This window comes from Pseudomonas agarici (assembly GCF_001543125.1).
Taxonomy (GTDB): Bacteria; Pseudomonadota; Gammaproteobacteria; order Pseudomonadales; family Pseudomonadaceae; genus Aquipseudomonas; species Aquipseudomonas agarici.
This window is the reverse complement of the sequence record NZ_CP014135.1, coordinates 4,618,603-4,631,076: the sequence shown is the minus strand read 5'-3', so window position 1 is coordinate 4,631,076 and position 12,474 is coordinate 4,618,603. Positions and strand designations below refer to the sequence as shown.

Annotated in this window: 15 protein-coding genes; 3 read left to right on the top strand and 12 right to left on the bottom strand. The window is 62.6% G+C overall.

The annotated features are described in order from the left end of the window. The first annotated feature begins 25 nt into the window (after window positions 1–25). From AWM79_RS20340 to AWM79_RS20330, 3 genes are all read left to right on the top strand, one after another. Window positions 26–355 (top strand): DUF2790 domain-containing protein, encoded by a 330-nt coding sequence (locus AWM79_RS20340; RefSeq protein ID WP_017133539.1) that lies wholly within the window; start codon window positions 26–28, stop codon window positions 353–355. Between the two features lie 155 nt (window positions 356–510). Beyond that, window positions 511–798 carry a hypothetical protein gene (locus tag AWM79_RS20335; protein WP_060783643.1) on the top strand — a complete coding sequence of 96 codons (288 nt, stop codon included), beginning with the start codon at window positions 511–513 and terminating at the stop codon, window positions 796–798. Next, entirely contained in the window at window positions 791–1,045 is a 255-nt protein-coding gene (locus AWM79_RS20330; protein ID WP_060783642.1) for a hypothetical protein, read from the top strand. Before AWM79_RS20335 ends, AWM79_RS20330 begins: the two co-directional genes overlap by 8 nt. Before the next feature lie 80 nt (window positions 1,046–1,125). On the opposite strand, the gene AWM79_RS20325 is transcribed toward AWM79_RS20330, so the two are convergent. The 12 genes from AWM79_RS20325 to AWM79_RS20270 all read right to left on the bottom strand — a co-directional run bounded on the left by AWM79_RS20325 (window position 1,126) and on the right by AWM79_RS20270 (window position 12,444). Further along, window positions 1,126–2,043: a dihydrodipicolinate synthase family protein gene (locus tag AWM79_RS20325; RefSeq protein ID WP_060783641.1), complete on the bottom strand. Its 918-nt coding sequence runs from the start codon at window positions 2,041–2,043 to the stop codon at window positions 1,126–1,128. Between the two features lie 129 nt (window positions 2,044–2,172). Beyond that, complete coding sequence (locus AWM79_RS20320) at window positions 2,173–3,201, bottom strand: trans-3-hydroxy-L-proline dehydratase (protein ID WP_060783640.1); 1,029 nt, start codon at window positions 3,199–3,201, stop codon at window positions 2,173–2,175. A gap of 9 nt (window positions 3,202–3,210) precedes the next feature. Beyond that, entirely contained in the window at window positions 3,211–3,933 is a 723-nt protein-coding gene (locus AWM79_RS20315; RefSeq protein WP_060783639.1) for an amino acid ABC transporter ATP-binding protein, read from the bottom strand. After that, entirely contained in the window at window positions 3,926–4,576 is a 651-nt protein-coding gene (locus tag AWM79_RS20310) for an amino acid ABC transporter permease (RefSeq protein WP_017133533.1), read from the bottom strand. Before AWM79_RS20310 ends, AWM79_RS20315 begins: the two co-directional genes overlap by 8 nt. A gap of 12 nt (window positions 4,577–4,588) precedes the next feature. Then, window positions 4,589–5,260, bottom strand: coding sequence for an amino acid ABC transporter permease (locus AWM79_RS20305; RefSeq protein WP_017133532.1), 672 nt, complete (start codon window positions 5,258–5,260; stop codon window positions 4,589–4,591). Beyond that, entirely contained in the window at window positions 5,253–7,022 is a 1,770-nt protein-coding gene (gene lhpI / locus AWM79_RS20300) for a cis-3-hydroxy-L-proline dehydratase (RefSeq protein WP_060783638.1), read from the bottom strand. Before lhpI ends, AWM79_RS20305 begins: the two co-directional genes overlap by 8 nt. 10 nt (window positions 7,023–7,032) lie before the next feature. Then, window positions 7,033–7,851 (bottom strand): ABC transporter substrate-binding protein, encoded by an 819-nt coding sequence (locus AWM79_RS20295; protein ID WP_017133530.1) that lies wholly within the window; start codon window positions 7,849–7,851, stop codon window positions 7,033–7,035. Between the two features lie 232 nt (window positions 7,852–8,083). Beyond that, entirely contained in the window at window positions 8,084–8,833 is a 750-nt protein-coding gene (locus AWM79_RS20290; protein ID WP_026013355.1) for an AraC family transcriptional regulator, read from the bottom strand. Window positions 8,834–8,917: 84 nt separating this feature from the next. Next, window positions 8,918–10,174: an NAD(P)/FAD-dependent oxidoreductase gene (locus AWM79_RS20285; protein WP_017133528.1), complete on the bottom strand. Its 1,257-nt coding sequence runs from the start codon at window positions 10,172–10,174 to the stop codon at window positions 8,918–8,920. Beyond that, a complete protein-coding gene (locus tag AWM79_RS20280; RefSeq protein ID WP_060783637.1) occupies window positions 10,171–10,407 on the bottom strand; it encodes a (2Fe-2S)-binding protein in 237 nt (78 codons plus the stop codon). Before AWM79_RS20280 ends, AWM79_RS20285 begins: the two co-directional genes overlap by 4 nt. Beyond that, the gene (locus AWM79_RS20275; protein WP_060783636.1) at window positions 10,400–11,515 is read right to left on the bottom strand and encodes an NAD(P)/FAD-dependent oxidoreductase; all 1,116 of its coding nucleotides are present in this window, start codon (window positions 11,513–11,515) and stop codon (window positions 10,400–10,402) included. Before AWM79_RS20275 ends, AWM79_RS20280 begins: the two co-directional genes overlap by 8 nt. Then, entirely contained in the window at window positions 11,512–12,444 is a 933-nt protein-coding gene (locus AWM79_RS20270) for a 4-hydroxyproline epimerase (RefSeq protein WP_017133524.1), read from the bottom strand. Before AWM79_RS20270 ends, AWM79_RS20275 begins: the two co-directional genes overlap by 4 nt. Window positions 12,445–12,474: the final 30 nt, after the last annotated feature.

Here is a 12,474-nt window from a genome sequence, read left to right as displayed (position 1 = left end):
GCTATCTGCTTGAGGAGAATACCAAATGAAAACGTTGAAACTTATGCTTGTGCTTGGATCGATATATGCCAAACGCGCCACGACTCTATTAGCCGCGATGACTCTGTTGGTGGCTGGTGGAATGGCTCAAGCTGCTCAGGGGCAAGCCATGCAAGGGGGCACGACGATAGCCGGCAGCCCTCCGGTCGAGACTTACCGCTATGGAATGAAACTGGATATTGCACGGGTCTTGTCCATCAGCGATACGAGCCAGGAATACGGCCTCGTGCCTTCGATCATGCGGTATGAAGATAGCAGCGGCACCGTGCGAGCCTTGAAGTATCAGGTTTATGGCGGCGCTGGTTCAGGCAATTGAGCGGGGGGTCTGAATTTTACCTTATCTGGATTATGTCTTTGACACAGCTAAAGCCCGGCCCTACATGGTTCATATAGGCATGGCCGGGCGATAGCCAGGTAACTGGCATATGCTAATCAGTATTGCACACCTGAATCAATTTTGAGAGTTGCACTATGATCAAGAACACCAGGCTTTACCTGACGACTCTACTGCAGCGTCACCCACTGGTTGCGGGGCTTGCCGTCGCCGTCGTCTTCACTGTGCTGCTTAACTTGCACAGTCTGTTTGCTGTAGCCACTCTGCCTATTCTGCTATCTGTCTTGCCTTGCCTGGTGATGGCCGGGATGTGCATGAAGAACATGAAGGGCAAGACCTGCGAGCAAGAAGCTGCGAAGCAACCGTTGCTGAGCCGGAACATAAACCAAACTACCATTATCGATCAGGAGAATCGCCATGCGTAATTCCATTGTCTATAGCGCAATACTTGCCTCCACAATAATTTTTGGTACGGTTTCCGTTGCTGTTGCCGAGCCATCCAAGAATATTGTCCAAGGCAGTTCTGAGATGATGAAAGGAGAAGGTATGCATATGATGGATGGCAATAAGATGCCGATGATGCAGGAGATGAACTCAATGATGAAAAACTGCAATGAAATGATGCAAAACATGAACAAACACATGGGTCAAGGCGATAGCAAGGCGCAGTAAGGTGTTCGTTGCTTGCCAATCCCCCTACGCCTGCGGTTTAGGGGGAGTCGACAAATATCTTTTTGTTCTGGGCGCCTCGCTCAGAGGCCCACATCCGGCAATGCCGGTCGATTGGCCATGGCCTTGGCCATGATCTGCTCGACAAACAGCCGGTCCGCTTCTGGCAACGCCAGGCGCGGTGGACGCGTCAGTGCGCTGCCGCGACCGGCAATGGCTTCGCACAACTTGATGCACTGCACGAGGTCGGCACGGGCATCCAGATGCAGAATCGGCATCAACCACTCGTAGATCGGCAGGGCTTCGGCGAAACGTCCGGCCTTGGCCAGGCGGAAGATAGTCTCGCCTTCCTTGGGGAACACGTTGGACATGCCCGACACCCAACCTTCGGCACCCACGGCGATGCTCTCCAGCACCACGTCATCGAGCCCGGCGAACAGCACGAAGCGGTCGCCGACTTCATTGCGCACGTCGATAAAGCGTCGGGTATCGCCGGAGGAGTCCTTGAAGCACACCACGTTGTCGCAGTCGGCCAAGGAAATCAGGATGTCTGGGGTGACGTCGTTTTTATAAATCGGTGGGTTGTTGTAGACCATCAGCGCCAGGTCGGTGTGCTTGGCCACATAGCGGTAGTGCTCGGCGGTCTCGAACGGCTTGGAGCCGTAGACCAGCGCCGGCATCAGCATCACACCGTCGATGCCGACTTGGCGCACCGCATTGGCGACCTTGGCCGCCTGCACGCTGGTGAACTCGGCAACGCCGCAAATCACCGGCACGCGGCCCTTGGCGGCGTCCACCGCGACTTCGGTCACGGCGATCTTTTCCTCGGTACTCAGCGAGGTATTTTCCCCCACCGAGCCGCACACCACCAGACCCGAGACGCCGTCGCGGATTACGTTGGAGATCACCTGATGGGTCTTTTCCAGGTTGATGGAAAAGTCGTCGTTGAATTGAGTGGTAACCGCCGGGAAGACGCCACTCCAATTGATGCGCTTGTTCATGATTAACTCCAAGGATTAAAAGTATTTCGTATACTATTTTTCAGGTAAAAATAGTCGCCCGGTGTTCTTTCGTCGGGCGCCATGTCGGCGCTACAGCTTTGTTTCAATCAGCGCTCAGGCAGAGGGGACTCAGGCGCCGGGCCAGGTGTCCGACAATCGGTAGCCTTGTGGCCACGGATCGGTGGGGTCGAGCAGCAACTGATGGGTTCCGGTGATCCAGGCTCGGCCGGAAAGACACGGATAGATCGCCGCACGGCCGGCCAGTTCGGTGAGGGAGTCGATGCGACAATGAAACTGCGAACCGATGATCGAGCGGCCAATAAAGCGCTCGCCGGCTTTCAGTACCCCCTTGGCCTGCAACACCGCCATGCGCGCCGAGCAGCCGGTGCCGCAGGGCGAGCGGTCGATCTTGCCAGGACGGATCACCACGGCGTTGGCACCGGTGGCGACACCGTTCTCGTAGACCACCGGAGCAGCGATCTGACAGAAGGAGATATGTGACCAGTCGGGGTTCAGTGGATGGACGAAGCCCAGTTGTTCGTTGGCGGCGCGGGTGATTCTCAGGCCGATCTCGACCATGTCCTGGGCTTCGTCGGGACGAATGTCGAAGCCCAGGTGATGGGCGTCGACAATGGCGAAGCTGTCGCCGCCATAGGCCGTGTCGACCCGGATCGATCCCAGTCCTGCGACTTCGATCCAAGCGTCGAGGCGGTCGACGAACGACGGCACATTCTTGATTTCCACTCGCTGGACCTTGCCATCCTTGCATTCGGCCACGGCTTCGATCAGGCCGCCGGGGGCTTCGAGCACCAGCCGGGTTTGCGGTTCGGTCATCGGCAGGATGCCGCTGTCGAGCAACACGGTGGATACGCACAACGAGTTGGAGCCAGACATCGGCGGAGTATCGGCCGGTTCCATGATGATCCAGGCCATCTGCGCCCGTGGGTCCTTGGCCGGCACCAGCAGGTTGACGTGGCGGAACACTCCGCCACGCGGTTCGTTGAGCACGAAATTGCGTAGGGTTTCATCCCGCGCGATCCAGCGCGACTGCTCCCACACCGTGGCGCCGGGTGGCGGGGCGACCCCGCCGACAATCACATCGCCGACTTCACCTTCGGCGTGGCAGCTAACCACATGAATGATCTTCGATGAACGCATGGATTGCTCCTATTTGACCGATTTGAGGAACGCCGCCGTTTCCGGCCGCTGGGGATGGCCGAGGATCTGGTCGGGCGAGCCGATCTCGTGCACCAGGCCGTTGCGAAAGAACGCCACGCGGTCGGAGACATCCCGGGCGAAGCGGATTTCATGGGTCACCAGGACCATGGTCATGCCGTCTTCGGCGAGCAGGCGCATGGTGTCCAGTACCTCGCCTACCAGTTGCGGGTCGAGGGCCGAAGTGGCCTCGTCGAACAGCATGTAGTCTGGCGACATGGCCAGGGCGCGGGCGATGGCCATGCGTTGTTGCTGACCGCCGGAGAGCCTGCCGGGAAAACTCTTGAGCTTGTCGCCCAGACCCACGTGGGTCAGTTGCCGCACGGCCAGTTCCTCGGCTTGCTGCTGGCTCCTGCCAAGCACCTTGCGCGGCGCCAGCATGACGTTTTCCAACACGGTCAGGTGCGGGAACGCGTTCCATTGTTGGAACACGATGCCGATCTTCTGCCGCAGGCGATTGAGGTCGGTGGCCTTATCGTGGACCTCGATGCCATCGACGCGGATATGGCCCTGGTGGATTGATTCCAGACCGTTAATACACATCAGCAGGGTCGATTTGCCGGAGCCGGAGCCACCGATGATCGACACCACTTCACCCTTGTTCACCGTCAGGCTGACGCCCTTGATCACTTCCAGGTCGCCGAAGGATTTGTGTACGTTGTCGATCTCAATCATTTTCTTGCCACCTTCTTTCCAGGCGAGCGCCCAGGCGGGCGACCACCAGGCTCATGACGTAGTAGATAAGGCCCGCGATGCACAACACCAGCAAGGGTTCCTGGATGCGGGTGACGACGGTTTGCGAGGCGCGCAGCAGTTCGACGATGCCGATCCACATCACCAGCGCGGTGTCTTTCATGACGCTGAGGACCAGGTTCAGCCAGCCGGGGAACGCCACCCGTGAAGCCATGGGTAGAACGATCCAGCGCAGGTCTTGCAGGTAGCTCAGGCCCAACGAACGGCTGGCCCGGCGCACGTTCAGCGGCACCGCGAGCACGCCGCCGCGGACGATCTCGGTGAAGTAGGCGGCGGCGTAGATTCCGAGCACGATGCAGCCGACGGCGAAGGCGCTGATATTCAGGCCGACGATGCTTTTGAGCGAGTTGAACAGGACGAACTGGATCAGCAGCGGCACGCTGCGAAACACGTCCAGAGTCCAGGCCAGCGGCAGGCTAAGCCGTGGCAGCAAGGCACGCAACAGACCGAACAGCAAGCCGGCCACGGTGCCGAGCAGGATCGACCAGACGGTCAGTTGCAGCGTGACCCAGGCTCCGCTGAGCAGGAACAACAGGTCATTCCCGGTAAGACTGGTGGAAAACATCAAGCAGACCCCTCAATAGCGAAACAACCGCCAGGACAAGAGCCGGGCTAGCGCGACGATCGCCTTGGCGATCAGGTAATACAGCACCGCCGCGATGGCGAAGTATTCGAAGGTGCGAAACGTCTTGACGTTGTAGTCCTGAGTCACCCCGGTCAGATCGTTGTTGAGACCGACGATCACCCCCAGCGAGGTCATCAGCACCGCCCAGACCATCTGGTTGGTCAGCGGATAGAACACCACTCGCAACAATTGCGGGACGATAATCATCCGGTAGGCCTGAAAAGCGCTCATGCCCAGTGAGCGTGCCGCGCGCATCTGAGTGTCGGGCACGGCCTTGAGGCCGCCACGGAAGTTTTCCGCCAGATAGCCGGCGTTGTTGAAGGTGATCCCGGCCAGCAGCGCCAGCCAGGAGCTGACATGCAATCCCAGGGAGCCGAGGCCGAAGTAGAGGATGTAGATCTGGAACAGTGACGGGGTGTTGCGGGCGATGGACACCCAACCATTGGCGATGCCGCGCAACAGCGGTTGCTTGGCGTCGTGCATCACGGTCAGGGTCAGGGCGATCAGCACCCCGAAGACCATCGACAGAGCGGCTGTCTCGAAGGTCACCCAGGCACCGTTGAGCATGTCGGGCAGGGCGCGCAGCGCCGCGCGCCACTGGAACGTATAGTCGAACTCAAACATGGACCGCTTCCTCTCGTGGCAGCCAGGCCGGCAGGTGCCCGCTGGCCTTGCCGCTGCAAGCGCTGTCGACACACTCGGCCAGGCTGGCGAAGTGCACCGTGCGCCCCACCAGGCCGGGGGCGTAGTGGGCGTACTTGCCGGAATTGGTCATCAGCGTCCGGGCGGCCGGTGGAATCACCGGTTCACCGACCATGCACCAGCAGGTGTCGGTGATCAGGCTCGCGCCAAAGGCTTCGATCACGGCGATATGCCCGGCGGCACGGGCCTGCTCCAGCACGGCCCGCCCGCAGGTGATTGCCAGCACCACGTCAGGGTGCTTGTGGCGACCACGGCACAGGCGTGCCAGGTGGGCGAATTCGCTGAGGGAGAAGTGCGGGTTGCCCAGCGAGACGACATCCACCTGCGGCTCGCGAGCGCTATTGAGTTCACGCCAGCTACCCAGCAGATCGTCGAGGCTGATACGTTGCACCGGCAACGACCGACCCGGCTCCAGCACCTGCTGCGGGTCGAGGGCCTCCGGGGTGACCCCGGCGATATGGAACAGCGGCGCCGCCGAGGTGGTGGCGAAGGCCGCGCCGAACGCCTTGAGGTCGTCGAGGCTGGGCCGGGCCAGCTCCAGGCCGCGTATCAACGGGATATAGCTGCCGGACAGGGCGCCAATGTGGTAGCCGAGCAACGGGTAGAAGGCATCGTCCAGTTCGCTCATGGGCGGTACTTCGATCTCCAGGCGCGCCTTGCGCCGTTCGGCCAGGTGGCAGCCAGTCAGCGGTGCGCGGCCCGTCAGGGCGATACAGATATCCAGGTAATCGGGGTATTTCTGGGTCCAGGCACCGAGCACGCTGTTGGCATAGACCACGGCATTGGATTCGGCCCAGACGATCTGTTCGCCGGCCTTCGGCGCGCTGTCGAGCAGGTAGGGCGCGCAGGTGTAGCTGAGCTGCGCGCCCATCGCCATATAGGCCGTGCCCAGGGCACTGGCGGGTTCACCGAGGGCCGGGTCGACACCCAACTCACGCCAGCGGCGCTGGTCGACGGAGATGGCGTTGAGGGTGGTCGGGACACGCACGCACGCGCCCCATTGCACCAGTTGTTCGGCAAAGCGCAGGCTCGCCGGCCCGGTATAGATGCAGCCGTCGATATGCGCCTGGGTCACGTCCAGCAGGCTGGAGGCTCTTTGTAGCTCGGCCATCTGTAGGACGATTTGCATAGCCACCTGGGCGGCCTTGCCGTACTGGCCATCAAGCAGGGCCTGGTCATGTTGGCTGAGCGCGACACTGCGGGTCGCGGGTTGCGCTCGCACCGGCATGGCCAGTGCCCGCCAGGGGGCGGCGGGTATTTTGTCGAAGAGTGTCAGGCTGGCGCCTTCGATCCGGGCAAACGCTTGGCCGCGCAAGGCGGCAAAGGCCTCCCTGCCGATGCACAGCACCGGCAGGGAGCGTTCGAAAATCACATGGGCCACCAGCACGCCCAGGGTCAGGATCTCGTCGGCCTCGGCCAGTAACAACGCGGCCGGGGCATGACCGTTGCTGATCAGTTCCATCATCACGCTGCTGCCGGTACAGGACCCGCGACCGCTGGGTAGCGCCAGCACACAACCGGCCAAGTGCTCGCCACTCAAGGGGTGATGACGGTCGATCACCTCGCCGCTGAACGGATCGACACCGCCCCAGAAGCTCAGGCCGATATCGGCGAACAGCAGCGGACCTTGGGCGGCACCCTCGACCAGGCAGCGTCCGGTAAGGGAAGTGGGGGTGCTGGGCATGCGGTCTTCCTCAGTAGTAGACGTGGGGCACGGTCAGGTCGGTCGGTGGGATCTCGGTCCCGACCCACTTGGTGAACAGCTCCTTGTAACGTCCGGTGCGCACCTGTTGGTTGACGAACAGGTTGAGGTAGTTGATCAGGCCGTATTCGTTGCGCTTGGCACCCAGCGAGACGTAGTCGATCACGTAAGGAGCATTGCCGACGACCTTCAAGCCTTTGTACTTGCCTGATTTGAGCGTCGCGGCGGCCACGGTGTTGGTAACGACGGTGGCATCGATATGACCCTGGGCGACGGCCAGGATGGTGTCGTTCTGCGACTGGTAAGCGCGGAAGCTGCCAGTGCCCCAGCTCTTCTGGTCTTTTTCCAGAGCGATGGCTTCATAAGTACCGCTGGTGTTGCCGACAGGATGACCCTTGAGGTCTTGGTATTGGTTGATCCCGGTATCGTCGCGGGTCAGTACCACCATCTGGAAGGCGAAGTAGGGAATGGTCAGGCCGACGGTTTTGGCCCGTTCGAGGGTATCGGAGGTCGAGGCGACGATCACGTCGGCACGGCCCGACACCAGTGCGGGAATACGGTCTGGAAAGGGCGTTTCGATGATCTCGGCATCGACCCCGAGGACTTTTGCCAAGTCGTTGCAATAATCGACGTCGAAGCCCACTGGCTGGTTGCCGGCATCGCGCGAGCCCATCGGCGGAAAGTCCAGGGTCACGGCACAGCGCAGCTTGCCGGAACCGATGATGTCATCGAGCTTGTCGGCCTGGGCCGTGGTTATAAGGGACGAACTGAGAACCACACTGAGCGCTACGACAAAAACGGGATTTTTCATGAATGCCTCGTTATTGGTAAGTGGCGTTGTTCTTCGTATTATGAATTTCGTATACGATATTATATTAGCAATGACTGTGCCGATTGCTACACCAGAACATGAATCTCTCAGTGGCCCTTTGATTAGAGGCGGTGCCTGGTTTCGGGGGCGAGTTTCCCGTGTTTGAAGGGTGAAAGGATGTTACAGAAGGGAGCATTTTTCCCCGTGCAAGCCCCTTAAAGGAACACCACGGTCAGCGATGGCTTTCGCGGTAATGGCTCGGCGACAGGCCGGTGAGCGCACGGAACTGGCGACTGAAGGCGCTGTGGTCGGTGTAGCCACAACGCAGGGCGATCTCGGTGATCGGCAGGTGGGTGTGCAACAGAAGTTGCGCGGCTTCTTCCAGGCGGGCCTTGTGGATCATCTGCCGTGGGGTGAGTTGGAAGATCCGCTTGCAGTGGCGTTCCAGTTGGGCCACCGACAAGTCGGCGATCCGGGTCAGTTCGGCGAGGCTGATGGGTTGGGCGAAATGTTGGCGGATATGGGCGTCCACCGCGGCGACCTTCTGGAAGGACGGGTGGTGCGATTGCGGCAGTTGCAGGTCGCGGGAAATACCCGCCAAGCCGACGATCCGCCCCGTTGGGTCGCGCAGCGGGACCTTGTGGGTCAAGCACCAGATCGGTTGATTGCCGTCATAGAGGTGCAGCTCCAACTGGTCGGCCAGCTCGCGCCCGCTGTTCAAGACCCGGCGGTCTTGCGCGGTATAGGAGGTGCCGAAATGTTCCGGAAAGACCCGGTCGGCGGTCTGCCCCAGCAGTTCGCCGGGCAGCTTGAAGCCGCAGCGCCGGGCTAGGGTCTGATTGACGAAGGCATAGCGCGCCTCGCTGTCCTTAATGAAAAACACCACGTCCGCCAGGGTATCGAGCAAGGGCGCGATGGCATTCAGGCTGCTTAGCAGGGTCGCTAGGTCACAGGGTTTGAAGCGGTTGAGCGAGGTGTACATGGCGTCGGGCATCTGGCGGCAACTCTTGGGATCATAGAGACCCTGCGAGGCGGTCGAAACCCCCGCACCACTATTCATACCGGCTTATACCGGCGGAGTGTCGTCGAGACATAACAGGGTGTCGATTCGCGCCGGACTGAAGGGCGGGCGTGGTGCCGGAAGTTGCCAACCGAACAGGTGCCGGGTTGCGGCACCGCACACCCGGCCCTGGCAGGCACCCATGCCGCAGCGACTAGCCAGCTTCGCTTCGTGCCAATCGCGATGGCCTTGCAGAGCGGCATAGGTGACATCCTCGCAACGGCACACCAGGGTGTCGGGCTTGGCCAGGGCCTTGAGTCGCGGGTCCAGGGCGAAGGTCTGGTTCAGGGTGTCGGCGAAACCCTGCCAGCGCGCTCGGACCGGCCACAGGCGCTGAGCCGCGTCACGCTCGCCGACCGCCGCGTGACCGGCAATCGCGCCTTCCACCAGGGCCAGTTCACTGCCGCCGAAACCGCAGCATTCCCCGGCCGCGTAATGATCGGCGAGGCTGCTGGCCTGCCAGGGGTCGACGGCGAGGGCCAGGCCGTCGAGCGCGCAGCCCAGGGCCTGGCCGAGCTGGGTATTGGGGATCAGGCCGAAGCCGCAGGCCAAGCGGTCACAGGCGAGCTCGGTGATCTGGCCGCGTTGTTCCAGGCGCACAGCCTCCAGGCGCTCGCTGCCGAGCGCGGCGATCACGTGGCTGTCGGTGCGGTAATGCGGGTCGAACAGAGCGAAGGCTTGCAGCCATTTGTGTGGCCAGCGCGGCAACTGCGTGGCGAAAGCGGCGACGGATCGCCATGCAGCCTGTTCGGCGACTCGCAGGATCCGCGCCCCGGCGTGGCGGGCGGTGGCGGCACTGGCGAGGAGCAACGGCCCGCTACCGGCGACCACCAGGCGCTCGCCGCTGACTGGCAAGCCGCCCTTGATCAGTGCTTGCAGGCCGCCGACGGCGGTAACACCGGGTAACGTCCAGCCGGGGAACGGCAGCAACAGTTCGCGGGCTCCGGTGCAAAGGATCAGTTGATCGTAGCCGATTTGCCAGCTCCGTCGCGGACCTTCGAGCAACAGTCGTTTCGCGCCGTTGCTGGCGATCACTTGGGTGCTGGGGTAGTGCCGCACATTGTCACGGGCCTGCAGGCGTTGACGTAGCTTGCGCGCCTGGGGCGCCAGCCTGGCCCGCGGACCGTCGCGCCAGATCTGCCCGCCCACCTGCGGGTTGTCGTCGATGATGACGATACGGGCGCCACTGGGGGCGGCGGCCAGGGCGGCGGCGATGCCCGCCGGCCCGGCGCCGATGATCAGTAGGTCGGCGAAGTCGATCATGGCCGGGTCTCCACTTGCATGCCGTCCTGGCACAGGGTCTGGCAGGCCAGGCGGCGATTGCCGTCGATGTTGACCCGGCATTCCTGGCAAATGCCCATGCCGCATACCGGTGCACGACGGCTGCCGCTGACCGAGGTGCGGCTGCAACCGTCACCACCCAGGGCCAGGGCCGCGGCCACGGTGGTGCCTTCGGCGACGCGCAGGGCGCGACCGTCCAGGGTCAGCTCAGGCATGGCGCTGGGCTCCGAGAAAGCGTTGCGGCAGATAGGCGGCGGCGGCCAGGGGCGGTGTTTCGTTGAACAACTGGGCGACCAACAGGTCCGCCGTGCCGGGGGCGGTGGTGACTCCCAGTCCTTCATGGCCGACGGCCAGCCACACACCCTCGCGCTGTGGATGTCGGCCCACCAGCGGCAAACCGTCCGGGCTGGCGGCACGCAGGCCGGTCCAGGCTCGGATCGCATTCAGCCGAGCCAAGCCCGGCAGATATTCGACGGCGCGCTTGAGCATTTTTGCCAGCATCCAGCCTTCGACCTGCGGGTCGCGAGTGCCGAACTGTCGCGAGGCGCCGATAAACAATTGGCCGGTGGGGCGTGGCTGGATATTGCAGGCAACGGAAGGGCCGTTGGCGTGGTGGGCGCTGGTGACATAGCCCAGCTCCACCAGGGTATGGGTGACGGTTCCTGGGTAACGGTCGGTAATCAGCAGATGGCCTTTCTTCGGTTCGATGGGCAGTTCCGGGCACAGCTCGTTGGCCTGCACGCCGTTGGCCAGGACCACCGCCCCGGCGCCGAGCCAGTGGCCGTTGTCGAGTCGCACACGGTTGCCGTCGACTTCGCTGACCCGTGCCCGGCGCTGGCGAATACCGGCGGTTTCGAGCATCCAGCGGGCCGTGGCCGGGGCATAGAGAATGCCGTCGCCATGGATCAGCAGGCCACCTTCGAGGCCGTCGCGCAGTTGGGCTTCGCGTGCGCGCAGAGCCTGGCTGCCGAGCAGCTCGCAGGCGATGCCATGAGCTTGCAAGTGGGCGTATTTGGCCTGGGCCAGCGCCATCTCCTCGGGGTTGGCGGCGATCCACAGCGTGCCGTTGTTACGATAGGCGCAGCCTTCGGGCAGGTCGGCAGCCACCTCGCGCCAGCGTTGCACGGAGTATTGGCACAGCGCCAACTCCGCCGGGTTGTCGTCGAGCACCAGCAGGTGGCCCATGCCCGCCGCCGTGGCATTGGGCAGGCCGGCGTCGAGCACCAGCACGTTCAGGCGCCGATTCGCCAGCGCTTGAGCACAGGCGGCGCCGATGATTCCGCCGCCGATCACGATGATGTCGGCCACCGTGCCTTCGTTCACGGGCAGATACCCCAGGCGAATGGGTCGTCCCGTTCGAGGATCAGGGTGGTTTCGGCGCTGATATGCGCACGCCCGCGAATGGTCGGTACGATGCGGTCGCCGTCGGACTCGTAGGAACCTGTAAATTCGCTGCCGATCACACTGGCCTGACGCCAGAGTTGTCCCGGCAGTAGTTTGCCGTCGGCCGCCAGGCACGCCAGCTTGGCGCTGGTGCCGGTGCCACAGGGCGAGCGGTCGTAGGCTTTGCCAGGGCAGAGTACAAAGTTGCGGCTGTCGGCGTGGGCGTCGTCGACGAACAGTTCGACATGATCGATCAGGCCGCCGTCCTCGCCACGGATGCCTTGCTGTTCCAGCGCTTGTTGTACGGCGAAGGTATAGGCGGTCAGCGCTTGCAGGTTGGCGCGGGTGACGTCCAGGCCATGGTCGGCGATCAGAAAGAACCAGTTGCCACCCCAGGCCACATCGCCCATCACCTCGCCGATGCCCGGCACGTGCAGGGCCAAGGCGTGCCGGTAACGGTAGGACGGGACATTGCGCACACTGACCGAGCGGTCTGCGTGAAGGGTGGCCTGCACCGTGCCCACCGGGGTTTCGATGGCATGGATACCCGGCCCGATGCGCCCCAGGTGCGCCAGCGAGGCAATCAGGCCGATGGTGCCATGCCCACACATGCCGAGGTAGCCAGTGTTGTTGAAGAAGATCACCCCGGCCGTGGCCGCCGGGTTCACCGGTGCGCACAACAGGGCGCCGACCAGCACATCGTTGCCGCGTGGTTCGAGAACGCAGGCGGCGCGCCACGCATCATATTCTTCGGCCAGCCGTTGGCGGCGCTCGGCCATGCTGCCAGCGCCCAGCTCAGGGAAACCGGCGGTCACCAGGCGGGTCGGTTCGCCACCGGTATGAGAGTCGATCACACTGATACGTTTCATGGCAGGCCACTGGCGAATAAAAGAGTTCGC

Bases quoted from the DNA above. Each gene is read 5' to 3' on its own strand.
- AWM79_RS20340 (WP_017133539.1), top strand. From the start codon at position 26: ATGAAAACGTTGAAACTTATGCTTGTGCTTGGATCGATATATGCCAAA.
- AWM79_RS20335 (WP_060783643.1), top strand. From the start codon at position 511: ATGATCAAGAACACCAGGCTTTACCTGACGACTCTACTGCAGCGTCAC.
- AWM79_RS20330 (WP_060783642.1), top strand. From the start codon at position 791: ATGCGTAATTCCATTGTCTATAGCGCAATACTTGCCTCCACAATAATT.
- AWM79_RS20325 (WP_060783641.1), bottom strand. From the start codon at position 2,043: ATGAACAAGCGCATCAATTGGAGTGGCGTCTTCCCGGCGGTTACCACT.
- AWM79_RS20320 (WP_060783640.1), bottom strand. From the start codon at position 3,201: ATGCGTTCATCGAAGATCATTCATGTGGTTAGCTGCCACGCCGAAGGT.
- AWM79_RS20315 (WP_060783639.1), bottom strand. From the start codon at position 3,933: ATGATTGAGATCGACAACGTACACAAATCCTTCGGCGACCTGGAAGTG.
- AWM79_RS20310 (WP_017133533.1), bottom strand. From the start codon at position 4,576: ATGTTTTCCACCAGTCTTACCGGGAATGACCTGTTGTTCCTGCTCAGC.
- AWM79_RS20305 (WP_017133532.1), bottom strand. From the start codon at position 5,260: ATGTTTGAGTTCGACTATACGTTCCAGTGGCGCGCGGCGCTGCGCGCC.
- lhpI (WP_060783638.1), bottom strand. From the start codon at position 7,022: ATGCCCAGCACCCCCACTTCCCTTACCGGACGCTGCCTGGTCGAGGGT.
- AWM79_RS20295 (WP_017133530.1), bottom strand. From the start codon at position 7,851: ATGAAAAATCCCGTTTTTGTCGTAGCGCTCAGTGTGGTTCTCAGTTCG.
- AWM79_RS20290 (WP_026013355.1), bottom strand. From the start codon at position 8,833: ATGTACACCTCGCTCAACCGCTTCAAACCCTGTGACCTAGCGACCCTG.
- AWM79_RS20285 (WP_017133528.1), bottom strand. From the start codon at position 10,174: ATGATCGACTTCGCCGACCTACTGATCATCGGCGCCGGGCCGGCGGGC.
- AWM79_RS20280 (WP_060783637.1), bottom strand. From the start codon at position 10,407: ATGCCTGAGCTGACCCTGGACGGTCGCGCCCTGCGCGTCGCCGAAGGC.
- AWM79_RS20270 (WP_017133524.1), bottom strand. From the start codon at position 12,444: ATGAAACGTATCAGTGTGATCGACTCTCATACCGGTGGCGAACCGACC.